The following is a 25,619-nucleotide window of genomic DNA, read 5'->3' as shown; positions in this document are numbered from 1 at the left end:
ATTAGTTTTTGTTCATAGCAGATAACATACCACCATATACACCATTTAATGATGAAAGGTTAGATGCTAAAGATTGCATTTGTTCTTTTAACTTAGTAGCATTTTCTACTGCTTCTTCATTGATTGCAGCTTGACGGTTAGCGCTTTCCATCTGTACTTTGTAAAGACTATTTAAAGACTCCATTTGTGCAGCAGCTAAAGATAATTCTTCACTGTATTTCTTTTGAGCTGTCATAGAATCTACTGTAGGACTAATATTCTTAGCAGCACCTTCGAAGTTTTTAATGCTATCACCAAGGCTAGCCATAAGCTCACCATCAATTTTAGCTTCTTTTAATAGGTTATCTAATTTTTTAGATAAAAGACCCTCAGCATCTTTTGGTTCTTCTTTTTTCTTTTTTCCTCCTAGAGAATTTCCGCCAGCTAATTCAGGATATACTAAAGACCAATCTAATTCACTTTGCTGCTTTTCGAATGCAGAGTAAGTAAATACTAAGGCTTCAACAATCATACCTATAGTTAAGATCTCTGAACCGTAAGGCCAGTGTTGTATTTTAAATAATGCTCCAACGATTACGATTGCTGCTCCTAATCCGTAGATCATGTTTGTTAATGTCATTTTACCTTTCTGTGCCATAATTTGTTTAGTTTTTTAGTTGTTTAAGTTAATGGATAAATAACTTAAGTAGGTTAATTTTAATTGGGTTTGTTGTTTAAATATTTTTAGTTCGTAGCCGCATTTTTAGTCACTTCAGTACCCATATAGTCCTGAACTGTTCTAAAGCCAATGTAACTTCTAGCAGAATCTGCATATTCGTAATCCCTAGAACTTACTTGTAAGAAGTAGGCAACGTCTTTCCAAGATCCTCCTCTTACAACTTTACGTGTATTCTCTGGATCATTTACATTAGGATTGATAGTTGAAGAAAATTCATAAGATGCAGGATCATAAGAGCCAGCAACCCATTCTGAAACATTACCTGCCATATTGTACAAGTTAAAATCATTTGGATCGTAAGCATCTGCTTCTACAGTATATAATGCCTGATCTGCTGCATAATCTCCTCGTAATGGCTTAAAGTTAGCCATAAAACATCCTCTATCATTTTTTGTATAAGGACCACCCCAAGGATAAGAAGCTCCTTGAAGTCCGCCACGAGCTGCATATTCCCATTCAGCTTCAGATGGCAACCTGTAAGAGTTTACAGGTTGTCTTCCTTTGCTTCTTTGGTAACCGTTATGATATAATGTTCTCCATTGACAGAACGCTCTTGCTTGCTTCCATGATACACCAACTACTGGATATTCACCATAAGCATCGTGCCAAAAGTAATCGTTATGCATAGGCTCATTATAAGAATATGCAAAATCTCTAATCCATGCAGTAGTATCTGGATAAACTTCAACCTCTTCTTGTTGAATGACTTCAGAACGTTTTAAACTTCTATCTCTTGCCGCTTTAGCAATGTCCATGTATGTATATTGAAATTTAAATTGCTTTACATCCCATGTACGTTGCCCATTGTAAGATTCCTCTAATGGCAAATACATCCCATCCATTACCTCAGCATATAATTCATCTGGGTAATCGTCTGTATCAAAATACAACTCTGCCTCACGGTTAATTTTTCTTTGCTCATTACCATAGGTATTAAGCATATAACTTTCGTAAGCATTCATTTCATCGGGATTGGCATCTAAATAAGCAAATTCACCTATGTCACCATTACCAGGAGTTTTACCTTCTAAATCTGCCATCTCAGCTAGATTTTTTCTTAATATAGAATCGCGTACCCAAAATACAAACTGGCGGTATTCGCTGTTAGTAATTTCAGTTTCATCCATATAAAAAGCACGAACTGTTGCCGTTTTAGTAGGAGCATCCTGTACACCTGCAATATCATCATCGGATTTACCCATAATAAAGGCTCCTCCAGGTACTAAAGTCATACCATAAGGCTTCTCTGGGTGCCATTTTTTACCTTTAACACCTACTAATTGTCCACGGTCTCCAGAATTACAACTGGCAACCAAAACCAATACAGTGGTTAGTAAAATAAACTTCTTAATATTCATAGTAACTCGAGGTTAAATTAGTCGTCCTTAATTTTAAGGTCGTAAACATATTTATATATTTTTTAAAATACAACTTTTTTATTATTTTTTTTGCACTTCGTCCCAAAAACATGCATTTCATCGACAAAAAATATGTTAAATATCGATTAAGTGTATATTTTAAAAGCTATTCTTCCTATAAGCTTTATACCATCGTTCTGGTATTTCACCTTGCGTAGCTAACACATAATCGGAATGCATGCAAGGTAATAACGTATGCTTTTTTAATTTATTATTAACATCTGGCAAAAAAGGAATCTCTATCCACCATCGTCCCGTTTTTAAACTTTTATAAAAAATAAGCTCATCACTTTCTACCAAAACATTATACTTTTGATAATGGTTTTCATTAGCGAAATCATCATCATCTACGCGGCAATTGACGCCCTCAACAAAATACCAGATCATTTGTGCCATTAACATAGATGTGGCATTATCGTTTTTGGATCTATGGTATTCGTATATACCAAATGAGGATACTTTATTGCTTATACCTGCATAACGTGTAATGGCACAAATTTCTTTACCAGAAAACCCATTAGGCGAATATTTTTGATTATCACTTACTTCTGCAGCTCTTACCGATTTTAAATCGACTGACACAATATGAGCATCTCTAAGCAAAGGTTCTACCTTGTTTATATCGCCAGAAATCTCACCAAGGCGATAAGCTTCAAAATATAGCTTTTCCATAAGGTCAATTTCTTCTTGCGAATTAAAATAGGTTTGATATCCTATTGTTGAATAGTTAAACAAATTGTATGGCTCTTCAACAATAATTTTACCAACATAACTATTATTTTTTATCGGAAGATTTGCATCGCCCAAATCAAAATTGGTATCAATATTAACTATGTTTACCATCGGCATTACAGAATCGTAAGCGCGATAATTGGCATAAGTTAAGTCTTGACTTCCTCCTAGTATAATAGGTGTAATCTTTTTTTCTACCAGTACAGTAATTGCAGTTCTAATAGCAAAGTAAGTATCTTCAACCGTTTCACCTGGTTCTATATCTCCTAAATCTGCAATTGTTGTATGCCAATTGCCTGGAAATAGTGTATAAAATGTTTTTCTAACGGATTCGAAGTTAACATTGGCCCCAATATAATTAACATCATTTCGGGTTTCTTGAACACCAATGATTGCCAATTGTACATTTTCTAAATCTGGAATACCATTTTGGCGTGAGTGGATTTTAATCTTTTTGCCCAGCGCTTGTTGCGCTATTAGTTCTGTATGAGCTAAAACCGCATCTGAAACAGGCGTTAAAAAATTAAAATTCATAGAGTATTATTTCTTTTTAGTCGCTGCTTTCTTTTTGGTTTTCTTTTTTGGAGCGCTTTTTTCCAGTATCGTTTTAGCTTCTTCTAAAGTCATATCCGAGACATCAACAGTCTTAGCCAGCTCAACTTTTTGCTTACCTTTTATAACGTTATGCCTTCCCCATCTTGCTTTTTCCACACGTATACCTTCATCTTCCCAAACATGAATAAGTTTATCTTTTTCTTTTTGAATTTTATCTTCGATCAAAGTTACGATGTCTTCTTCAGATAAATTGTCCCAATCATATTTTTTATTCACATTTATAAACATATTGTTCCATTTAATAAACGGCCCAAAACGTCCTTTTCCTTTTGTAACTTCCAACCCTTGATAATTATATATAGGAGCATCTGCTTTCTCTTTCTCCTTAATATATATTATAGCTTCATCTAACTCTACGCTCAAAGGATCCACTCCTTTAGGAAGAGACACAAACTTTTTCCCAAAACGCACGTAAGGTCCAAAACGTCCGTTATTAACCTCAACCTCATCATCTTTATAATGTCCTAAGGCTTTAGGTAGTTTAAATAAGTCCATCGCTTCTTCAAAAGTAATAGAGCTTAATTGTTGATCTGGTGATAAACTTGCAAACTTAGGTTTTTCTTCATCGTCCGCAGTCCCCACCTGTACCATAGGTCCAAATTTTCCCAAACGCACACTTACTTGTCGACCAGATTTTGGGTCTGTGCCTAAGACACGTTCGCCAGATTCACGCTCGGCATTTTCTTGCACATCTTCTACTTGTGGGTGAAAGCCTTTATAAAAATCTTTCATCATTTCACGCCAATCTTCTTTACCTTCAGCTATATCATCAAAGCTTTCCTCAACTTTAGCTGTAAAGTTGTAATCGAGAATGTTCTCAAAATGACTAACCAAAAAATCGGTAACAATCATACCAATATCTGTAGGTACTAATTTACCTTTATCTGAACCAACGCGTTCAGTTAGACTTCTTTCTGCAACTTTATTCGCTTCTAAAACAAACTGGGTATAGTTTCGTTCTGTACCATCAACACTCCCTTTTTCTACATAATTTCTGTTTTGAATCGTAGAAATAGTTGGTGCATAAGTTGACGGACGACCAATACCAAGTTCTTCTAACTTCTTAACCAAAGATGCTTCTGTGTATCTTGCTGGTGGTCTTGAAAATCTTTGGGTCGCCGTAATAAAATTGTTTTCTAAATCATCAAATACTTTTAAGTCTGGTAATAAGCCCGATTGTTCTGCATCTTCATCATCAGTGCCTTCTAAATACACTTTTAAAAAGCCATCAAAAGTGATGATTTCTCCATTAGCAGTAAATTGTTCTTTTACAATACCTTTAGCATTGGCATTTATACTAATCTTAACGTTGGTACGCTCTAACTTTGCCTCACTCATTTGTGATGCGATGGCACGTTTCCATATTAGATCATATAATCTGGCCTGATCACGCTCCGCACCAACAGAATGGTTTGCAAAATTTGTAGGTCTAATGGCCTCATGAGCTTCTTGTGCTCCTTTAGATTTACCTTTGTAATTTCTTGGAGTACTATATTCAGACCCGTAAGCTGAAACAATTTCGTTCTCAGCTCCTTTTTTTGCTTCATCAGATAAATTGACACTATCTGTTCTCATGTAAGTAATTAGACCTGCTTCATATAAGCGCTGTGCATTACTCATGGTTCTACTAACTGAAAAACCCAATTTTCTTGATGCTTCCTGTTGTAAAGTGGATGTTGTAAACGGTGGTGCCGGCGATTTTTTTACAGGTTTTTTCTCTAAATCTGCTACTTGATAAGTCGCCTGAATATTCTTATTTAAAAACGCCTCTGCATCTTCCTTAGAGCTAAAGTTTTTAGGTAACTTTGCTTTAAAAACTGAGCCATCGGCAGTCGTAAATTCAGCATCCACCCTATAGGATGCGATTGGATTAAATTCTTGTATTTCGCGCTCGCGCTCAACAATCAATCTTACCGAAACAGATTGTACTCTTCCTGCAGACAAACCTCCTTTAACTTTTCTCCATAAAACCGGCGATAATTCGTAACCTACAATTCTATCTAACACACGTCTTGCCTGCTGTGCATCAACCAAATTATAATCTATACTTCTGGGGTTGTCAATTGCTTTATTAATGGCGCTTTTTGTAATCTCATGAAATACAATACGCTTAGTCTTTTCCTTGTCTAATTTCAAAGTTTCTGCAAGATGCCAAGCAATCGCCTCTCCTTCTCGATCCTCATCACTTGCCAACCATACTAACTCAGCTTTTTTAGCTAGTTCCTTTAACTTTTTAACAACTTCTTTCTTGTCTTTAGAAACTTGGTATTTGGGTTTAAAATCCCCTTCGACATCAACTCCGAGCTCCTTAGAAGGTAAGTCTGCAATATGACCAAAGCTAGATTCTACTTTGTAATCTTTACCTAAAAATTTTTCTATGGTTTTTGCCTTCGCAGGTGACTCAACTATGACTAGGTTCTTCGGCATTATTTATTTTTTTGAGGTTACAAATGTATATGAAAATTAAGTTACAATCCTAATTTGGTCTTAAATACCATACATTTTATCGTAGTTTTAACAACTTCTAAAACAAGAAAAGCCTCGCATTATGCAAGGCTTTAAAGATATTTTGTCTGCTCTTAAAAATTAATACGAATATAGTATGGGCTCAAGAAAGTCTTCAATATTTAAAACGACCTCATTCACATCTTCAACTTGTAAAGATGTTATATCAAAAGATTGCTTTTGTTCAAAAACAGCCAGACATGTTTCATTGTTTGTTAAAACAAGTTTTAAATTTCGTTGTGGAGGATTCGATTCAAATATATCCGCTGAATCTACTAGTTCTAAAACCCATGTTTCACCACTACAGCCACTTGAAGAAATTTCAATATTTAAACAATTTTCATTGATTTCTACATTAACTAAATTATAAAAAGCAGTTTGCGCATTTTCATATAGTTCATTATCTATAATTGTAGTAGCATCACATACTGTTAATGGTTGATCATCATCTTCACATTGCATATTTAGCAATAAGACTGCAAATAATAATAGTGCAATTAATTTTTTAAATTTCATAACTTGGTTTTTTGATTTCACATCTTTTATTTCTTATAAGACGTGAAAAAACCAAAAGGTTGCATTAAAGCATTGAACTTTCTTTTAATTCAAGGTTTTCATTTTTATCATCAAAACCAACTACTTCTTTGTAAATAAGATACATTGGCAAAAATGCAAATGACGCAGTAAGATAAACACCTACCCCACACATTAGCGCTCCAACTATAGTAGCAAGAAAACCTGTAGTAATCATTAACCCAAAAGTAATCAACCATTTTTTGTTTCCTAATTCAAAGCTTAACTTAATGATTTCTGAAATTGATTTATCAGGATTAAAAGCATAAACCACAAACATATAGGACAGTGGTACAATAGCATAAATTAAAGGTATTACACATAATAAGGCACCTATAATTGTTATACCCATGTATGCTACACTAAGTTTTATAGTCTTACCTAAATACTGTTTCTTAAAAAAATAGAAGTAATCCTCTTTACCCATTTGTTCAAGGTCTTTTAACTTGCAAATCCTATAAAATGCAGATTTAAGTCCAACACTTATAGTCATCATAGCAAAAATTGCAAACAAGTAAAGAATAAACATAATTAGTAATGTTACAGGGTTAATCTCTGGTTGGTCATAATACCCATAGGAATCATACGAACCTGAATATGCATCTGCTAGCCCCATAAATAAAAGTGGTATATAAATAATCATTATTAGTGGTATTGCTAATACCATATTTAAAAGAATAGTTACTAAACCTTGAACCCATGTTTTCTTAAACAGTTCAATAGATTGGTTAAATAATTCTCCAAAATCTAAAATTTTGGCATTTTGTATACGACGTTGTATTTCTATAATATTCATTTTTACTTCAATAAATGGTTAGTATATCAAAAATAAATCTTTTTTATTAAAACCTCTTTAAATCATTATTATGCTGACACTTTGTCATAAAACCTAAAATAATCTTATCTTTGCATGCTTATTGACAAAAAGTTATACAAAGACGAAGCTTCCATCTTTATGGAACATATTATGGAAAAAATAATAGACGAAAATAAACAAGGTAAATCTTTAGTTTTAGATCAGAAAAAAGGTAATGAAAAAAAACTCTTTATTGAGAGTTATGGTTGCCAAATGAACTTTAGCGACAGTGAGATTGTAGCTTCAATCTTGTCTGAACAAGGTTTTAACACCACTAAGAGTATTGAAGACGCAGATTTGGTTTTGGTCAATACCTGCTCTATTAGAGATAAAGCAGAGCAAACTGTTAGAAAACGTTTAACCTACTACAATAAAGTTAAGAAGCGTAACCCAGACATGAAAGTAGGAGTACTAGGCTGTATGGCTGAGCGTTTGAAAACCAAATTTTTGGAAGAAGAAAAGATTGTAGATTTGGTTGTAGGGCCAGATGCTTACAAAGACTTGCCAAACCTTTTAGCAGAAGTTGAAGAAGGTAGAGATGCCATCAATGTGATTCTTTCTAAAGAAGAAACTTATGGAGATATTTCTCCTGTACGATTAAATAGCAATGGCATTAGTGCTTTTGTATCTATAACTCGTGGATGTGATAATATGTGTACGTTTTGCGTTGTGCCTTTTACTCGTGGTAGAGAACGCAGTAGAGATCCGCAAAGTATCATAGAAGAAGTTAATGATTTGTGGTCTAAAGGCTTTAAAGAAATCACCCTTTTAGGACAGAATGTAGATAGCTATTTGTGGTATGGCGGCGGTTTAAAAAAAGATTTTGAAAAAGCTTCTGAATTACAAAAAGCAACTGCTGTTAACTTTGCAAAGCTCTTAGAGCTTTGTGCAAAAGCACAGCCAAAAATGCGTTTTCGTTTCTCTACTTCTAACCCGCAGGATATGACTTTAGATGTTATAGAAACAATGGTAACTTACGAAAACATCTGCAACTATATTCATTTACCGGTTCAAAGTGGAAGTAATCGCATTTTAAAGGAAATGAATCGCTTGCACACCAGAGAAGAATATTTTGAACTCATTGACAATATTAAAAGAATCATTCCAGATGTTGGCATTAGTCAAGATATGATTGCTGGTTTCCCAACAGAAACCGAAGAAGATCACCAAGACACTTTAAGCCTTATGGAATATGTAAAATACGATTACGGTTTTATGTTTGCTTATTCCGAAAGACCAGGAACATTAGCTGGTCGTAAAATGGAAGATGATATTCCTGCAGATGTTAAACAACGCCGCCTTAACGAAATACAAGCATTACAACGCCGGCATAGTCTATACAGAACACAACAGCATATCGGTAAAATTGAAGAAATTTTAATTGAAAAATCTTCAAAAAAATCTGATGCACACTGGGCAGGCAGAAACAGTCAAAACGTTGTTGCTGTTTTTCCTAAAGAGCATTATAAACCTGGTGATTTTGTTAATGTAAAAATAACAGATTGTACCAGTGCAACCCTTATTGGTGAGGCTGTAGGATATTCAAAAAATAATTAATTAAAAACTATATTAAATGAAAAAATTACTTTTAATACTATTAACACTTTCATTAGTAACAGCTTGTGATAATGAACCTTTAGATCCAGATTTAACGGGTCAGAATCCTGGAGGTGGTAATGGAGGGGGAAACAATACAAGTGATGCCCCACTTGCACTATCAGCTTATACTTTTGACACTAGTACAAGTGTACCTTTTTTTGGTGAAATCATTGTGGATATCGATTATAGCTTTAATTCTGATAACTTAATAAGTGGTGCTATTACCGAATCACCTGTTTTCGGGCAAGATATTACAACTAATAGTGAGTTTTTAAGAGACAGTAACAATAATATTATACAATCTAACACCTATTATCTGGGTGCTTTAAGTGATGTAACAACGATTACCTACAATGCATCAAATCAGGTTACTCAAATTACCTATAATGATATAGAATCAGATGACGAAGACTATGAGTATAACTACACTTATGATGGTAATGTAGTAACAAAAACCGAAGTAGGTTCAGATATTATAACAATATATACTTTCAATAACAATAATCAATTGATCAGGAAAGAATCGTTTCAAAATGACATTTCTATTCAGCTCGAAGAGTTAACTTATGATACAATGGGTAATGTTATTTCATCAGTAATGTCGGGCGAAATAAACACGACTTCAACTTATAGTTATGATACATTTGAAAACCCTTTGGTCGAACCATTTCAAGCAAGAGATTATTATAGTTCTATAGGTGATGAGTATGACGACCAGGCTGCTAATAGTATTGCACAATTTGGTAGTACAAATAATTGGGTCGGTATTACTTCTGATGTAGCAGAATTTAATTTTACAGTGACTTACGATGATTCTGATAGAATTTTAACCAGATCTGGGTCTTTTGGTGATGACGACATACAAATATCTCAAAGTGAAATATTCACTTATGTAAACTAGAAAATGATAACTAAAAAGGACGCTCACTTTTGTGGGAAGTAATTATGGAATCCGTACAAGCCATAAAACAGCGCTTTGGTATTATTGGGAATGATCCAAAACTTAACCGTGCTATAGAGAAAGCCATTCAGGTTGCACCAACAGATATTTCGGTTTTGGTCACAGGTGAAAGTGGAGTTGGAAAAGAGAGTATACCAAAAATCATACATCAACTTTCGCATCGTAAGCATGGTAAATATATTGCCGTAAATTGTGGCGCCATACCCGAAGGCACTATTGATAGCGAACTCTTTGGACACGAAAAAGGGGCTTTCACTGGTGCTACTCAAACTCGTTCAGGGTATTTCGAAGTTGCAGATGGTGGCACTATATTTTTAGACGAAGTCGGTGAACTACCCTTAACTACGCAAGTCCGTTTGTTACGTGTTTTAGAGAATGGAGAATTTATAAAGGTAGGTTCTAGTAAAGTTCAAAAAACAGATGTTAGAATTGTGGCAGCCACAAACGTTAACATGTTTGAGGCTATTAAAAAAGAAAAATTCCGCGAAGATCTTTACTATCGTTTAAGCACTATAGAAATCAATTTACCTGCATTACGTGAGCGTAAAGACGATATTCATTTATTGTTCAGAAAGTTTGCTAGTGATTTTGCTTTAAAATATAAAATGCCAACTGTAAAATTAATGGATGATGCCATTAATCTCCTTTTAAAATACCGTTGGAATGGTAATATTCGTCAATTGCGAAATGTAGCTGAACAGATTTCTGTTTTAGAGCACAACAGAACCATTAATGCGGCTACACTTCAAAACTATTTACCAAATATAGGTAGCAATTTACCTGCTGTGGTCAATAACTCTAAATCCGAAAGTGATTTTAGCAGCGAACGCGAAATTCTATATAAGGTCTTATTTGATATGAAAAGCGATCTCAACGACCTTAAGAAGCTCACTATGGAATTAATGAAAAGTGGTAGCGCTTCAGATGTACAAAAAGATAACGAACATCTCATTCAAAAAATCTATGGTGACGATAAAGATGAGGATTTTGAAACGACTACCGTAGATGATCTCGAAGTATTATCTATACCTCAGCATAGTGAAGTTAATGACACAATAACAACAGAAATCGAAGACAAATATCATTTTGCTGAAGAAATTGAAGAAGAAGAAACCCTATCTTTACAAGACAAGGAACTAGAACTCATAAAAAAATCATTAGAACGTCATAAAGGAAAACGCAAGTTAGCTGCTTCAGAGTTAGGTATTAGTGAGCGTACATTATACAGAAAAATAAAACAGTATAATCTTTAAGAAAAGTTTATGAAGGCAGTAGAAATATTTATGATAAGAAAGTCGTTTAGACCAAACAGTTCTGAAGCTATTCGCAAAGAAGCTGAAGATTTAATAAATGAAAAACATTATCAAGGTTATCGTCTTATTAATGTCGATTTTGATGTTGCCGATAATGCTGGTTACATTTATGCTTTTATAACAATGAAACGACCTAATACCTATTAAATGAAGCTATTCAAATATACCTCTTTACTTTTCCTCTGTTTAACTTATACAAGTTGTGGCATATACTCATTTACTGGTGCAGATACTGGTAATGCGAAAACATTTCAGGTAAATTTTTTTCAAAATAATGCGGATTTAATAGAGCCAGGTTTAGATATAGATTTCACAAATGCCTTGCAAGATTTAATTCAAAACCAAACCAATTTAAACTTGGTAAATACCAATGGCGATTTAATTTTTGAAGGAGAAATTACTGAATATCGCATTGCCCCTATGACTGCTACAGCTCAAAATACAGCGGCGCAAAATAGATTAACAATTAGTGTTAATGTACGCTATTTCAATACACTAGATGAGGAAAAAGATTTTGAGCAACGTTTCTCATTCTTTTATGATTTTGATGCAAACGCACAATTAGCTGGCGGAATAAAAGATGAAGCTTTCGAAGTTATTTTTGAGCGTTTAACGCAAGACATTTTTAACACTTCATTAGCCAATTGGTAAGCAATGCAACTTCAAGAACTTACATATCTTTTACAACATCCTGAAGCAGTAACAGCATCACAGTCAGATGCGCTTTTAGCTAAAATAAAAACGTACCCTTACTTTCAACCTTTAAAAGCTTTATACCTTAAAGGTCTTAAGCAAAAAGAAAGTTATAAATATAATAATGCCTTAAAAGTTACTGCAGCTCATACTGCAGACCGAAGCGTATTGTTCGATTATATTACTTCAGATGTATTTAATCAAAATGAAATATCGAATCAAATTAAACAAAACTCAGAATACATCAAATCTATTGAGGTAAGTGAAGTTGATGATATTTCAGTCAATAAAAGTGTTACTATTGATGATGCCTTAAAAGAACACATTAAGGCTACTGAAGGTGTTTTAGATCCTAACTTATTTAAAGCAAAAAACAGACCTGTACCTAAGGTTGAAGACACAATCATTGCTGTAGATGTAGACAATATTACGCCAGAGAAAAAATTGAATATTGGTAAACCCCTTGAGTTTGACAAATCTGAAAGTCATTCATTTACAGAATGGTTAAAAATAACAAGCTTTAAACCCATTTTACGTGATGAAGCTAAAGACCAAAGCAAAACTCAGCAGACGTCTCCTAAGAAAGGGAACTCTAATCCACTTGAGGATAAGCTCACTATTATAAATAAATTTATTAGTGAAAACCCAAAAATAAAACCTGTCTCTCATAACGCACCAAAACCTAAGCTAATAAATAATGACGATGACATTTCGGATAGCTTAATGACAGAAACTTTAGCACGTATATACTTGGAGCAAAAAAATTATGATAAAGCCATTCAATCTTACAAGATTTTAAGTTTGAAATATCCAGAAAAAAGTAGTTTCTTTGCAGACCAAATAAAATTGACACAAGAATTAAAAGATAATAATACGATATAAAATGAGTGCATTTACAATATTTTTAATATTAATTGTCATAGTAGCCTTTTTACTAGTTGTAGTAATTATGGTACAGAACCCTAAAGGAGGAGGTTTATCTTCATCATTTGGTGGTGGTGGCACACAACAATTAGGTGGTGTAAAAAAAACAAGTGATTTTTTAGACAAGAGTACTTGGTTTTTAGCAACAGTACTTATTTTATTGATACTGGCCTCTAACCTTACCATAGATTCGGGTACAGCTATTGAATCCAAAGCTTATGATGCTGATGATGCAACTAATGCACCAACAACATTACCTCAGTCTACTGATGATAGTACTACAAATTTAAATGATTCAATTGGAGGATAATAAGCATCCTTTAAGCATATAATTTAAAGTCAACTCAAGGTTGGCTTTTTTTATTCAAAATTTGTTTTAAAATCCATAATGGATTTTTAAATCTGAAACTTTGTCAGTCACCTTTAATTGGCACAATTTTCGAATAACGCTTAAGCGTTAAATTAATTTAAATAACCAAAAATATTATAACAAATGGCTTTAAACATTAAACCTTTAGCAGATAGGGTTGTAATTAAACAATTACCAGCTGAAACTAAAACAGCGTCTGGATTAATAATACCTGATTCGGCTTTAGAAAAACAAAACAAAGGTAAAATCGTAGCTATTGGACCTGGAAAAAAAGACGAACCTCTAACCGTAAAAGTCGGTGAAACAGTCTTGTACGGTTTTGGAGCGACAAAAATCAAAGTTGCAGGGGAAGAGTATTTAATAATTCGTGAAGAAGAAATATTAGCGATTATCTAAAATTGCTTTAGCTATTGGCTTATAGCCTTTAGTACGTTTATAAAAAATTTAAAAACTAACATTTTAGCTAATAGCCAAGCGCTAAAAGCTAAAAGCTAAATATTAAAAAATGGCAAAAGATATAAAATTTGATATTGAAGCACGCGACGGTTTAAAGCGTGGCGTAGATGCTTTAGCAAATGCAGTAAAAGTAACTTTAGGTCCTAAAGGACGAAATGTTATCATTGGTAAATCCTTTGGAGCACCTCAGGTCACTAAAGATGGTGTTTCTGTTGCAAAAGAGATAGAGTTAGAAGACGAGCTCGAAAACATGGGAGCACAAATGGTAAAAGAAGTTGCTTCTAAAACCAACGATCTGGCTGGTGACGGAACAACCACTGCAACCGTTTTAGCACAAGCAATTGTGAAAGAAGGTTTAAAAAATGTTGCTGCTGGCGCAAATCCAATGGATTTAAAACGTGGTATTGACAAAGCTGTTACGTCTATTGTAAAAGATTTAGACAAACAATCTAAAAAAGTAGGTAACAACTCTGATAAAATTAAACAAGTTGCAGCTATTTCAGCAAATAATGATGATAACATTGGTGATTTAATTTCAACAGCATTCGAAAAAGTTGGAAAAGAAGGGGTTATTACTGTTGAAGAAGCTAAAGGATTAGATACTTATGTTGACGTTGTAGAAGGTATGCAATTCGACAGAGGGTATTTATCGCCTTACTTTGTAACTGATGCTGATAAAATGATCGCGGAATTAGAGAACCCTTATATTTTATTATTCGATAAGAAGATTTCTAGCTTACAAGAGATTCTTCCTACCTTAGAACCAGTTGCACAATCTGGTCGTCCATTATTAATTATCGCAGAAGATGTTGAAGGCCAAGCTTTAGCGACTTTAGTTGTAAATAAATTACGTGGCGGATTAAAAATCGCTGCAGTTAAAGCTCCAGGATTTGGTGATAGACGTAAAGCTATGTTAGAAGATATCGCTATCCTTACTGGTGGTGTTGTTATTTCTGAAGATAATGGTTCATTATTAGAGAATGCTGATTTAAACATGTTAGGTACAGCAAAAACTGTTACTATTGACAAAGACAATACAACAATTGTAAGCGGTAGCGGAAAAGCTTCAGACATCAAAGCGAGAGTGAACCAAATTAAAGCACAGATAGAAACGACTACATCAGATTATGATAGAGAAAAGCTACAAGAGCGTTTAGCAAAATTAGCTGGTGGAGTTGCAGTATTGTATGTTGGTGCTGCTTCTGAAGTTGAGATGAAAGAAAAGAAAGATCGTGTTGATGATGCTTTACATGCTACACGTGCTGCCGTTGAAGAAGGTATTGTTGCTGGTGGTGGAGTAGCTTTAGTGAGGGCTAAAAAGACTTTAGAAAAATTAGAAACAGAAAACCTAGACGAAACCACAGGAGTGCAAATCGTAAATAAAGCGATTGAGTCTCCTCTAAGAACTATTGTAGAAAATGCTGGTGGTGAAGGTTCTGTAGTTATCAATAAAGTACTTGAAGGTAAAAAAGATTTTGGTTACGATGCTAAAAACGAAGCTTACGTAGATATGCTTAAAGCAGGTATTATAGATCCTAAGAAAGTAACACGTATTGCTTTAGAAAATGCAGCTTCTGTAGCTGGTATGATCTTAACTACTGAATGTGCTTTAGTAGATATTAAAGAAGATGCTCCTGCTATGCCACCAATGGGTGGAGGCGGAATGCCAGGCATGATGTAGTCTGTAGCACAGACAAGCAAACATTTAGCCTGAGTCAGTTATAAATTTGAAAGCCTTTGATTTTCATCAAAGGCTTTTTATTTTAATATTAAACATTTATTCAACTCCAATAAAAGGATCTGACCACTTCTCATTAGTATAGACATCTTCACCTGTAAGTGTTTCTAAAAAAGCTATAATCGCCTCCATTTCTTCTGTTGTCATTTCTAACTGCTGAGGGTTATTTCCTTGCCGCAATCTATTATCTAAATCTGGATTATTTGTTGCGATAGTATTATAATGTAGTAGCACTTCCTCTAAACTATTTGCTGAAGCATCATGAAAAAAAGCTCCATTACTCTGTCCGTTAGGACCAACAATATCTCTTAGTGTTGGTGATCTGGTAATTGTTAAATCGATATCATTACTACCAAATACACCTATAACACCATTATTACCTCTATTTTCAGCAATAGAAAATTCGGATCCACCATGGCAACCTGCACAACCAAAACCTCCATCAATTCTAACTCCTTGATTATTGAAGTTTGGCTGCTGTGTAAATAGTTGTTTTCCTAAATTTTCTTGATTTGTAAAGTTTGGAAAAGGTTGATTATCATTATTTACAAGTATTCTGTTATCATCATATCTACTATCAAAAGATTGTATACTTCTAATAAATTGTGATAATGCATTCTGAATTCGTGTTTCATTAATAGTTTCAGAACCAAAAGCTCTATTAAATAATTCAGGGTAATAATCTACAGTTTCTAGTCGAGATATTAAGTCATTAAAATTAGGGTCGTCATTTTCGCCACTAAAACCCATTTCTGCATGATCTCTTATTGGCATAGTTGTTTGCTGTTCTAATGAATTTGCTCTTTCATCCCAAAAGAAGTTGGTCTCATCACCAAACCTTGCATTTATTAAACGCATAGAATGTCTTGCAGTTACCCCATTTGCTCCAATACTCACATCATCAATATCACCAAAAGCAAAAGCTTGCTTATGGCAACTCGCACAGGACACAGTGTTGTTTACAGAAAGGGTATTATCATAAAATAAGATACGCCCTAAAGTAGCTCCTTCATTAGTAATCTGATTTCCGTTAGGTGTATTATCTTCATCTATATAATTAGGTATAGACTGATTTTCGTAATTATCTAAACTATTAAAATCTATATCAAAATAATCAGACAAATTTATAACAGTTCCTGAGCCATCGTCTATGATATTTCTATCTTCGGCATCAGCCATACCAGAATTATCAGAAGCACATCCCACTATTAAGACACAACTTAACACTATAAACACATTTTTCATGATGATTAGATTTTTAGGTTAAGTAGTCTTGTGTCTATATAGGTCTTTGATTTTAAGCTTATGCTTTTTTAGATGATAATCTTTTAAAAAACTTGTGCTTGGTTTAATTAAAATTCTATTTAATAATATAGACCATATAAATCCATAAAGGTTTAATTAAGAGTCGTGACAATATTTTAAAGGTTTTATAATAAAAAAAGCCTGAACTTAAGTTCAGGCTTTTAATTTAGTTTTTGCCATCCGATTTCTTTTCTCCATCATGGTCTTTCACCACTTCTTTATCGCGATATCTGCAACAGGGATGCACTGAATCGTAAGCTTCATCAGTAGCTTTTATTTCTTTAGTATCATGACCCACAGAAGCTATCTTTTGAGATATCGTTTTTAAATCCGTTTTGCGCTCATCATAAATTAGCTTCAACTCGTGTGTATCTACATTCCATACCGCAGACTTTACTCCTTTGGTTCTAATAGCTGCTTTTTCTATACGTTCTTTACACATACCACAAACACCGTCTACTTCTATACTGGCTTTAGCATTTTTGTTTTGAGCGAATGTTATTGTAGTTACTAATAACGTAACTATTAAAGTTATTTTTTTCATTGAAATTTATTTTCATTCCCATTAAAACGGGAATATTATTATTCGTTTTTTCAAATTCCTGATTTCGCAGGAATAAATTATTTTATTCTATATCGTAATCCTACGTAATACAAGCTTCCAAAAATTGGACCATACACAAAATTACTATCAAAATTTGATCCAAATGGGTTATCTGGACTAATTATAGGGTTCGATTGTCTAACGTTAGTCACATTTTCACCTCCTAAATATACTTCAAATTTAGGAGAAAACACTTTGGTAATCTGCAGGTTTAATGTTCCTACTGTTGGTGAATACTCATCTAATTGAAATTCTGGTGCACTTGACTCCGTATTAGGAAAACGTTGCGAATCTAACCAGTTATATGTAGCGTCAAATTTCCAAAGTGCACCGTTTTCTTTTTCTTCAGTTTCATAGGAGGTATTAGCAAATATTCGGTTTTTAGGAATTAATGGTTTCACCAATTTACCCGAATTATAATCTGTCATAATATCATAATACTTATAGGCTGCTCTTAAATCGAAGCGCTCAAAAACATTATAATTAAATTCAAACTGAAAACTATTAGCATAACTATCACCTTCCAAATTATAGAAATTAATTTCGAACGGATTTTCCCAATCGACAACCACCTGATTTTGAAAGTCAGTTCTGTAAAAATCGAAAGTAACATCAGCAGATCGGCCAAATAAATTAAAACCTTGTAAGTAGCTTACACCATAGTTCCAAGCAATTTCTGGATCTAAACCATATATTTTTCCTCCTGAATTTAAAATATTGATTTGCCTGGAGCTCGAAAATATATTTTGATTTTCAGCAAAAATATTTGCACTTCGTTTTCCTCTTCCTATAGATGCTCTAAGTGCTGATTTTTCCCATGGCGTATATCGAACATGCAATCTTGGTGTTACAAAGAACCCTAGCCTATTGTGTTGATCAGCACGCAAACCGACCGTCATGGTCAATTTATCTAAGTTATCGTAAGCGTATTCAAAAAATGCACCTACAGAATTTTCAGTACGTTCAAACTCTTGCGCATTTACCAACTCATCATAATGGTCGTAAGTAAAACTCAATCCCGTTTTTATTTTATGACGCGAATCTGAAATAATACTATTATATACCAAGTTTGAATAAAAACTATTATGCTGAATATCATATAAATTCAACCCAAAATAAGAATCTTGACTGTGATGACTAAACGCAGTTTGAAACCCTAAGCTTTGATAAGGAATTTCAGGATTTACATAACCCAATTTTGTGGTGACTTCAAAACGCTCAGTATTAATCTCACTTCCCCAGAAATTTGTTGTACCCTTATCTCTATCTGGGTTATACTCTACTTGACCTGCTTGCTTTTCATCATTAACATATCTTAAATTGATAAAGCTTACTACTCCTTTTTCAGGATTGGTATATTGCCAACGATTCATCACACTAATTTGATTATATAGAGGCATGTCTAAAAAACCGTCGTCATTGACATCGTGTTTTTCCTGATGTGTATTACCATGTAAATACAATCCTGTACTCCACTTATTACTTACTTTGGTATTAAAATGCGTGTTCAACTCTAAACGTTCATTTGAAGCAGCATAAAGATTTACAAATAACTTATTGTCTGTGCTGGGTTTTACAAGCTCAGTATTAATTTGCCCTGCAATACTCTCAAAACCATTAACCACACTACCAGCGCCTTTAGTAATTTGAATACTTTCTACCCATGTACCAGGTATAAATGAAAGCCCGTGTGCTTGAGACGCTCCTCTAATTGCTGGTATATTCTCTGTCGCAATTAATATATAAGGTGAATTGAGTCCTAACATTTTAATTTGACGTGTTCCAGAAACGGCATCTGCAAAATTAACATCGATTGACGGATTGGTTTCAAAACTTTCGGAAAGATTACAACACGCTGCCTTTAGCAACTCATCGCTACTTACAAAAAGTGTATTCTCTGCTTTTAAATACGATTTTGCAGTTGCTTTTTTTCGAGAGGTAACAGTAACAGCATCTAGCTCATCTGATGCTTGTAAGACATGTTTTATAAATTTATTTTCGGTTACAACTATGGTATCTGTTTTAAAACCAACATAACTAATAACTAACTTATTGAACGAAAATTTATAAGGCAGTGAAAATGTGCCGTCGTCATTAGTTATAGTACCAATAGAAGAGCCTAACCAATACACATTAGCTCCTGGCAACGGGCTTTCTTTAGATGTACTTGTTTCTAAAACAATCCCTTTTAGTTGTTCTTGACCAGATATAACCAGTGATAAGAACAAGAAATTTATTATTAAATATTTTTTCATTTGTTTGATTTGTAGGTATAACATTTTAGCACATAAATATGTGCTCTTTAAATAAAAAGTTATACGAAATCAAATAAGGTAAATTTCATCTAAGACTTGTATGTCCTTTATGAGTATGGGAGGCACATAATCTTTGTGAGGAATTATTAAGTTAGGGAGATCTTCAAAAAGATTAATGTACGAAAAGCTATAGGCGAATAAAACTTGTTTTTGAAGATCATCTAAATCTTCAAACGAATTCGTAATTATTTCATCTAAACCTTTAAAGAAATCAACTTCGTCTTTACAACAAGATTTTTCAACAATTTTATTTTCACCATTATCTACAATATCATCTGAGCATTTTTCAACTTCTGTAAATACAGCTACATCGACCAAAACACCTCCGCAGAAATGCTTTTCTATGGTTAACGATAGCGATGACACCAATACTAATAGTGATAGTACAATTGAAAATACTTTATGTAATATAGAAAATTTCACAATGCAAAGCTACAAAATTCTCTAAAATAGCGTAGAAATTATAAAATACTTAACGATTGAGTTTGTAGTAATAGAAAGCAGGTAACAAAAGTATTAACCCTATGGGCTGAATTAAAAATCGTCTGATATTGAAAAACAAATAATAATCTTCTTGCTTTGGGTTAATGACAAAATAAAGAAATGGAATAAGTAGTAAAACATAAGCAATACTATAGAGTAAAACAGAAAACTTAATCATGATCTTATCATTAAAAATAAGGTAAAGGATTCCCAATGATGTCAATGTATTCAACATATATCTTAAACTAGTAAAAAAGACCAGCTTAGCAACTTCGCGTCTTGGGTTATCTATATACAAATAATCATTCTCAAAAAAAGTTAAATAAGGGTCGTAAAATAACAGGTCTTCAAAACTACGTATAGCAACCAAAACAAGTAGTAATAGAAAAACTAGTATGTATCGTGTTAACTTAGGCATCAGCTTTTAAAGATTTTGAAAAACGATTAACCCAAACCATCCAGAGCAAAAAAACTGTTCCATAAATAAGTAATGGAAAAACAACCTCATGTAATAACTCACGTCTCCAGGGGTAATGATATAATCCTATAGATAAGATCACAATTCGTATTAAATTAAAAGTGTAAATAATAATACTACCAGCAAAACAATAGAATAATGTTGTTTTAAACTTGCCCGCAAAAGCTACAATAAAGGATAAAAACAAAATAATTATACTTACAGCATTACAACCTTCAATAACCCTTGCTACAAATTTTCCGTTAATAATAACTTTCATTGAAGGCTCGTTTGGGTGTGGTATTACTTTAGATTCATAACCTATACTATTAATTAAAGCATCTGTTTGATGAGCAACTAAATTAGTCATGTAATCTGGATAAAACCTAGAACCATCAGATAGGTTTAAATACAAAAAATACCCAATTGTTAATGCGCCATAGACCAACAGAAATGTTACTATAAAGCGGATTACGAGTTTGTATTTGGTTATAAGCTCTTTAATTTTTTGTGTTTTTACTAAAATACTTACTAAATCAATCATTTAAACTAAAAAACCGCATAGAATCTATGCGGTTTTTTAGTTTATATAAATTCATTATGCATCAATATTTGCATAAATCGCATTCTTTTCAATAAATTCTCTACGTGGAGGTACTTCGTCTCCCATTAACATAGAGAATATACGATCTGCCTCTACTCCATTTTCTATTTGCACTAAACGCATTGTTCTGAACTCCGGATTCATAGTAGTATCCCATAATTGCTCCGCATTCATCTCACCAAGACCTTTATAACGTTGAATCTTTGCACCATCACCATAAGTAGAAACAATATCATCACGTTCTTTATCAGACCATGCATACTGCTTTTTAGCGCCTTTCTTCACTAAATATAGAGGTGGTGTTGCAATATAAATATGTCCATTCTCTACCAACTCTTTCATATATCTAAAGAAGAAAGTTAAGATTAAAGTTGCAATGTGACTACCATCAATATCGGCATCACACATGATTACTACTTTATGGTATCTTAATTTTGAAAGATTTAATGCTCTTGGGTCTTCTTCTGTACCAATAGTAACACCAAGTGCTGTAAATATGTTCTTGATTTCTTCGTTTTCAAAAACTTTATGTTGCATTGCTTTTTCAACATTAAGAATCTTACCTCTTAATGGTAGAATCGCTTGGAATGCTCTATCTCGGCCTTGCTTAGCAGTTCCACCTGCAGAATCTCCCTCAACAAGAAACACTTCACATTTTGCTGGGTCTTGCTCTGAACAATCAGATAATTTTCCAGGTAAGCCTCCGATGCTCATCACCGTTTTACGCTGAACCATTTCACGAGCTTTTTGAGCTGCGTGACGTGCTTGTGCTGCAAGTATTACTTTCTGAACAATAATTTTTGCATCATCTGGATTTTCTTCCAAATAATCTGTCAACATTTCAGAAACAGCTTGAGAAACAGATGCTGAAACTTCACGGTTACCTAATTTTGTTTTCGTTTGACCTTCAAACTGTGGTTCTTGAACTTTTACAGATACAATTGCTGTTAACCCTTCACGGAAGTCATCACCAGCAATATCAAATTTCAGCTTATCTAACATCCCTGAACCATCCGCATACTTCTTTAAGGTATGTGTTAATCCACGACGGAAACCAGACAAGTGTGTTCCTCCTTCATGTGTATTAATATTGTTTACATAAGAGTGTAAATTTTCAGCATAAGACGTATTATAAATCATGGCCACCTCTACCGGTACGCCATTTTTTTCACCTTCAAAAGCAATAACGTTTTTCATCAAAGGTTCGCGATTACCATCTAAGAATTTTACAAATTCTTTTAATCCTTCTTCCGAATGAAATGTTTCACCCTCAAAAGAACCATCTTCTTTTTTATGACGTCTATCAACTAAATGAACAGTAATACCCTTGTTAAGGTAAGCCAACTCTCTCATACGGCTTGCAAGAGTATCGTAATTATACTCTAGGGTTTGTTGAAAAATTTGAGGATCTGGTTTAAAAGTTACAGTAGTTCCTCTTTTATCTGTATCACCAACTGTTTTTACCGGATACATAGTTTTACCGCGCTCATATTCCTGCTCCCATATTTTACCATCTCTATAAACCGTAGCTTTTAGATGTTCTGAAAGTGCATTAACACAACTTACACCTACACCATGAAGTCCACCAGAAACTTTGTAAGAATCTTTATCAAACTTTCCACCCGCTCCTATTTTTGTCATTACAACTTCTAATGCAGAAACCCCTTCTTTTTTGTGAAGACCAACTGGAATACCACGACCATCATCTTCTGTAGTGATAGAGTTGTCTTCGTTTATAGTCACAGTTATATTATCACAATGACCTGCTAACGCCTCATCGATAGAGTTATCTACAACCTCATAAACTAAATGATGTAACCCTCTTGTACCTACATCTCCAATATACATTGATGGACGCATACGCACGTGCTCCATACCTTCAAGGGCCTGAATACTATCTGCACCATATTGTTTTTTATTTTCTTCGCTCATAAATTATTATTTATTGCTATTAATTATTCTTTTTACACATAAAAAAAGACGCTTTTTGCGCCCTTTTTGAGTACTATCAAAGATACAAAATAATGAACCATTTTAAAAGCTTTTTATGAATTGAAGTAGATAATTATCAACAATTGTTAAAAACATAAAAGTGTCTTAAAACGCCTAAAAAGTAGCTTAAATTAGATTTTGATGTTTTTTTTATCTAGCGTATTTTAAACAAATAAGAAAATGGCTTAAATGCAAAATTTTGAAGTTAAACTATTGAAAATTGGCACTTGTCTTTTAGCTCATAATAGCACATTTTATAATTGAGTCATATCATTGTACCTATCTGATTACGTCTATTAAATTTAAGACAATTTTAATATAAGGAATTGTAATTTTACACGTCTATTAGAATGTGAAAATTGTTTAATTAAAAAAATATTCCGTTTTATACGGAACACAAAAGATGAAAAATTTACTATATGCCTTAAGTATTACATTGTTATTTAGTTGTCATAACCAAGCACAAACTAATCCAAAACAAAAAGCAGTTATTGAAGCAGAACCTGTTGTTGTTCCGCTAGAAAATGGAAAAGCTAGAGCCTATTTTGCAAGCGGTTGCTTTTGGTGCGTAGAAGCTATTTACGAGAGTGTAAAAGGTGTTGACGAAGTTATTAATGGTTATGCTGGTGGATACACAGAGGATATTAACTACGAGAAAAGTAATACAGGTAGAACAGGTCATGCAGAAGCAGTAGAGGTAATTTACGACCCTAAGATAGTAAGTTTTGCCACTTTAGTTGATGTTTATTTTGGCTCTCAAAATCCAACACAAGTTAACGGTCAAGGTCCAGACAGAGGCTCTCAGTACCGCTCTATAATATTTTATCAAAACACTACCCAAAAGAAAATCATCGAAGAGAAAAAGGCCGCATTAGCTAAAAAATTAGACGCAACAATAGCGGCTGAAGTTTATCCATTTCAAAAGTTTTACAAAGGTGAAGCATATCACCAAGATTTTGAAAAACGTAACCCGAACCAAAGCTATATTAGAGCAGTTTCCATTCCTAGATTAAATAGATTTAAAGCTAAGTTTCCTGAGTTGTTAAAGGATGAAGAAAAACATTGATGAAAAAAATCTCTCTTTGCTTATTATTTTTCATTGTATTCTTTAGCAATTTACATGCTCAAGGTGGTGTAGATGTAAAATCTATTTCCATAGATAAAATAGATTCTAACTATTTAAATAAAGATGTTAAAATTGAATTCTGTGGTACAAAAAAAATATCGATTGATTCACTTTTCATTCGAGAAGGATGGTGGACAAGATATACAGAAATAGTAATCAATGACAAGTCTGTTGATATAGTTGGATATATTGGGAAAGGTTCAGATTATTGGTATTATGATAAAGCTTATATTGAATTACATAACTACAAACCTAATATAGCTTTTCGCGTATCTGAATGTTTTTTAAGAGAAATAAAAGATGATAGTGTTAAATTTCAATGGACGATAGGTGAGTATACTGATAAAGAAGGGCACTCAGGAATAAATCCAGAAACCATAAATCTTTGGATAAATAAATCTGATATAAGTAGCATTCTAATTAGAAAGTAACCGAATTAGTTTTTTGTCGCTTTTATCTCGAAAATCATAGGAAACAACTGATCTTCCATCTTAAACATACCATTTTCTTGTTTAATTAAATCTGGAAATACATCATATGGACTTTCATCATACTCGTTTAAGTAATCTACTTGCAATCCTGCTTCAATAAGTGCATTAACAACTTTGCTTAAGCCATGGTTCCAACCATATTCTTTGCTTACAATTTTTGAAGATTGGTCTGCATACGTCCCGTCATATTCTTCATAAATAACTTCTTCTTGATTGTAATGGTATTTCATTTGTGGTTTACCATCTACATAATCAAACATCCATAAAATAGGATGAAACTCAACGATGTAAAATACACCACCTGGCTTAAGTCGTTCAAAAATCATATTTGCCCAGGGCTTTAAGTCGGGCAACCAACCTATTGTACCATAGCTTGTATACACAATATCAAAAGTGTTATCAACATGCTGTGATGTATCTAGTACATTACAACATACAAATTCAGCATCAAGATTTAATTCCTTGTTAAGTGCTTTGGCCAATTTAACTCCTTCATCACTTAAATCTACACCAACACACTTCGCTCCCATTCGACTCCAACTCAAAGTATCTTGACCAAAATGACACTGAAGATGTAATAACGATTTTCCGTTAACATCTCCTAATGCTTTCAATTCATAAGGCATTAAAGAGGTTTCACCAGCTTTAAACGCTTCCATTTTATACATCTCACTTTGGGCATGTATGGCTACTTTTTTATTCCAGGTCTCTTTATTTACCTTAAAATAATTAGTGTTGTCTCCCATTGTTGGTTAATTTTACATCTAAATT

25 protein-coding genes are annotated in these 25,619 nt (G+C 33.5%); 11 read left to right on the top strand and 14 right to left on the bottom strand.

All coding sequences use genetic code 11. The annotated features are described in order from the left end of the window. Nucleotide 1: 1 nt before the first annotated feature. The 6 genes from gldL to Q0912_RS01815 form a co-directional block, all read right to left on the bottom strand. Nucleotides 2-637 (bottom strand): gliding motility protein GldL, encoded by a 636-nt coding sequence (gene gldL, locus Q0912_RS01840; RefSeq protein WP_299111393.1) that lies wholly within the window; start codon nt 635-637, stop codon nt 2-4. Nucleotides 638-723: 86 nt separating this feature from the next. Next, on the bottom strand, nt 724-2,076 hold the full coding sequence (gldK, locus tag Q0912_RS01835) for a gliding motility lipoprotein GldK (RefSeq protein WP_299111391.1): 1,353 nt from the start codon (nt 2,074-2,076) through the stop codon (nt 724-726). A gap of 159 nt (nt 2,077-2,235) precedes the next feature. After that, on the bottom strand, nt 2,236-3,402 hold the full coding sequence (locus Q0912_RS01830; protein ID WP_299111389.1) for a formimidoylglutamase: 1,167 nt from the start codon (nt 3,400-3,402) through the stop codon (nt 2,236-2,238). 6 nt (nt 3,403-3,408) lie between these two features. Continuing rightward, on the bottom strand, nt 3,409-5,910 hold the full coding sequence (gene topA, locus Q0912_RS01825) for a type I DNA topoisomerase (protein WP_299111387.1): 2,502 nt from the start codon (nt 5,908-5,910) through the stop codon (nt 3,409-3,411). Nucleotides 5,911-6,069: 159 nt separating this feature from the next. Next, nucleotides 6,070-6,504 (bottom strand): hypothetical protein, encoded by a 435-nt coding sequence (locus tag Q0912_RS01820; RefSeq protein ID WP_299111385.1) that lies wholly within the window; start codon nt 6,502-6,504, stop codon nt 6,070-6,072. 64 nt (nt 6,505-6,568) lie between these two features. After that, the gene (locus Q0912_RS01815) at nt 6,569-7,357 is read right to left on the bottom strand and encodes a hypothetical protein (RefSeq protein WP_299111383.1); all 789 of its coding nucleotides are present in this window, start codon (nt 7,355-7,357) and stop codon (nt 6,569-6,571) included. A 171-nt stretch (nt 7,358-7,528) separates the two neighbouring features. On the opposite strand from Q0912_RS01815, the gene miaB reads away from it, so the two are divergent. The 9 genes from miaB (at nt 7,529) to groL (ending at nt 15,414) form a co-directional block, all read left to right on the top strand. Further along, complete coding sequence (miaB, locus tag Q0912_RS01810) at nt 7,529-8,974, top strand: tRNA (N6-isopentenyl adenosine(37)-C2)-methylthiotransferase MiaB (RefSeq protein ID WP_299111893.1); 1,446 nt, start codon at nt 7,529-7,531, stop codon at nt 8,972-8,974. Between the two features lie 16 nt (nt 8,975-8,990). Further along, nucleotides 8,991-9,917 carry a hypothetical protein gene (locus Q0912_RS01805; RefSeq protein ID WP_299111381.1) on the top strand — a complete coding sequence of 309 codons (927 nt, stop codon included), beginning with the start codon at nt 8,991-8,993 and terminating at the stop codon, nt 9,915-9,917. A 44-nt stretch (nt 9,918-9,961) separates the two neighbouring features. Next, on the top strand, nt 9,962-11,230 hold the full coding sequence (locus Q0912_RS01800) for a sigma-54 dependent transcriptional regulator (RefSeq protein ID WP_299111379.1): 1,269 nt from the start codon (nt 9,962-9,964) through the stop codon (nt 11,228-11,230). 9 nt (nt 11,231-11,239) lie between these two features. Then, nucleotides 11,240-11,437, top strand: coding sequence for a hypothetical protein (locus tag Q0912_RS01795; RefSeq protein ID WP_224476722.1), 198 nt, complete (start codon nt 11,240-11,242; stop codon nt 11,435-11,437). Further along, a complete protein-coding gene (locus tag Q0912_RS01790; RefSeq protein ID WP_299111373.1) occupies nt 11,438-11,941 on the top strand; it encodes an LptE family protein in 504 nt (167 codons plus the stop codon). Between the two features lie 3 nt (nt 11,942-11,944). After that, the gene (locus Q0912_RS01785) at nt 11,945-12,865 is read left to right on the top strand and encodes a hypothetical protein (protein WP_299111370.1); all 921 of its coding nucleotides are present in this window, start codon (nt 11,945-11,947) and stop codon (nt 12,863-12,865) included. A 1-nt stretch (nt 12,866) separates the two neighbouring features. Further along, the gene (gene secG / locus Q0912_RS01780) at nt 12,867-13,217 is read left to right on the top strand and encodes a preprotein translocase subunit SecG (RefSeq protein WP_299111368.1); all 351 of its coding nucleotides are present in this window, start codon (nt 12,867-12,869) and stop codon (nt 13,215-13,217) included. 183 nt (nt 13,218-13,400) lie between these two features. Then, a complete protein-coding gene (locus Q0912_RS01775) occupies nt 13,401-13,673 on the top strand; it encodes a co-chaperone GroES (RefSeq protein WP_299111366.1) in 273 nt (90 codons plus the stop codon). Between the two features lie 109 nt (nt 13,674-13,782). Then, nucleotides 13,783-15,414, top strand: a complete 1,632-nt coding sequence (gene groL, locus Q0912_RS01770) for a chaperonin GroEL (RefSeq protein WP_299111364.1) — start codon at nt 13,783-13,785, stop codon at nt 15,412-15,414. Between the two features lie 96 nt (nt 15,415-15,510). On the opposite strand, the gene Q0912_RS01765 is transcribed toward groL, so the two are convergent. The 7 genes from Q0912_RS01765 to gyrB all read right to left on the bottom strand — a co-directional run bounded on the left by Q0912_RS01765 (nt 15,511) and on the right by gyrB (nt 23,171). Then, nucleotides 15,511-16,716, bottom strand: a complete 1,206-nt coding sequence (locus tag Q0912_RS01765; protein ID WP_299111363.1) for a cytochrome c peroxidase — start codon at nt 16,714-16,716, stop codon at nt 15,511-15,513. A 226-nt stretch (nt 16,717-16,942) separates the two neighbouring features. After that, nucleotides 16,943-17,320 (bottom strand): heavy-metal-associated domain-containing protein, encoded by a 378-nt coding sequence (locus Q0912_RS01760; RefSeq protein ID WP_299111362.1) that lies wholly within the window; start codon nt 17,318-17,320, stop codon nt 16,943-16,945. A gap of 77 nt (nt 17,321-17,397) precedes the next feature. Then, nucleotides 17,398-19,635: a TonB-dependent receptor gene (locus Q0912_RS01755; RefSeq protein WP_299111360.1), complete on the bottom strand. Its 2,238-nt coding sequence runs from the start codon at nt 19,633-19,635 to the stop codon at nt 17,398-17,400. Nucleotides 19,636-19,704: 69 nt separating this feature from the next. After that, on the bottom strand, nt 19,705-20,118 hold the full coding sequence (locus Q0912_RS01750) for a hypothetical protein (RefSeq protein WP_299111358.1): 414 nt from the start codon (nt 20,116-20,118) through the stop codon (nt 19,705-19,707). A gap of 49 nt (nt 20,119-20,167) precedes the next feature. Beyond that, nucleotides 20,168-20,596: an exosortase F system-associated protein gene (locus Q0912_RS01745; RefSeq protein ID WP_299111356.1), complete on the bottom strand. Its 429-nt coding sequence runs from the start codon at nt 20,594-20,596 to the stop codon at nt 20,168-20,170. Then, nucleotides 20,589-21,179 carry an exosortase family protein XrtF gene (xrtF, locus tag Q0912_RS01740; RefSeq protein WP_299111354.1) on the bottom strand — a complete coding sequence of 197 codons (591 nt, stop codon included), beginning with the start codon at nt 21,177-21,179 and terminating at the stop codon, nt 20,589-20,591. Before xrtF ends, Q0912_RS01745 begins: the two co-directional genes overlap by 8 nt. A gap of 54 nt (nt 21,180-21,233) precedes the next feature. Continuing rightward, entirely contained in the window at nt 21,234-23,171 is a 1,938-nt protein-coding gene (gene gyrB, locus Q0912_RS01735; protein WP_299111352.1) for a DNA topoisomerase (ATP-hydrolyzing) subunit B, read from the bottom strand. Nucleotides 23,172-23,634: 463 nt separating this feature from the next. Here gyrB and msrA point away from each other — a divergent pair, with 463 nt between their 5' ends. Together msrA and Q0912_RS01725 are read left to right on the top strand one after the other, a co-directional pair. Next, nucleotides 23,635-24,297, top strand: a complete 663-nt coding sequence (gene msrA, locus Q0912_RS01730; RefSeq protein ID WP_299111350.1) for a peptide-methionine (S)-S-oxide reductase MsrA — start codon at nt 23,635-23,637, stop codon at nt 24,295-24,297. Beyond that, a complete protein-coding gene (locus tag Q0912_RS01725) occupies nt 24,297-24,788 on the top strand; it encodes a hypothetical protein (RefSeq protein ID WP_299111349.1) in 492 nt (163 codons plus the stop codon). Before msrA ends, Q0912_RS01725 begins: the two co-directional genes overlap by 1 nt. Nucleotides 24,789-24,793: 5 nt before the next feature. Here Q0912_RS01725 and Q0912_RS01720 read toward each other — a convergent pair whose 3' ends face one another. After that, the gene (locus Q0912_RS01720; RefSeq protein ID WP_299111347.1) at nt 24,794-25,594 is read right to left on the bottom strand and encodes a class I SAM-dependent methyltransferase; all 801 of its coding nucleotides are present in this window, start codon (nt 25,592-25,594) and stop codon (nt 24,794-24,796) included. Nucleotides 25,595-25,619 lie beyond the last annotated feature (25 nt).

It is taken from the genome of uncultured Winogradskyella sp. (assembly GCF_947498345.1).
In the GTDB taxonomy this organism is placed as follows: Bacteria; Bacteroidota; Bacteroidia; order Flavobacteriales; family Flavobacteriaceae; genus Winogradskyella.
This window is presented reverse-complemented; position numbering and strand designations above follow the sequence as displayed.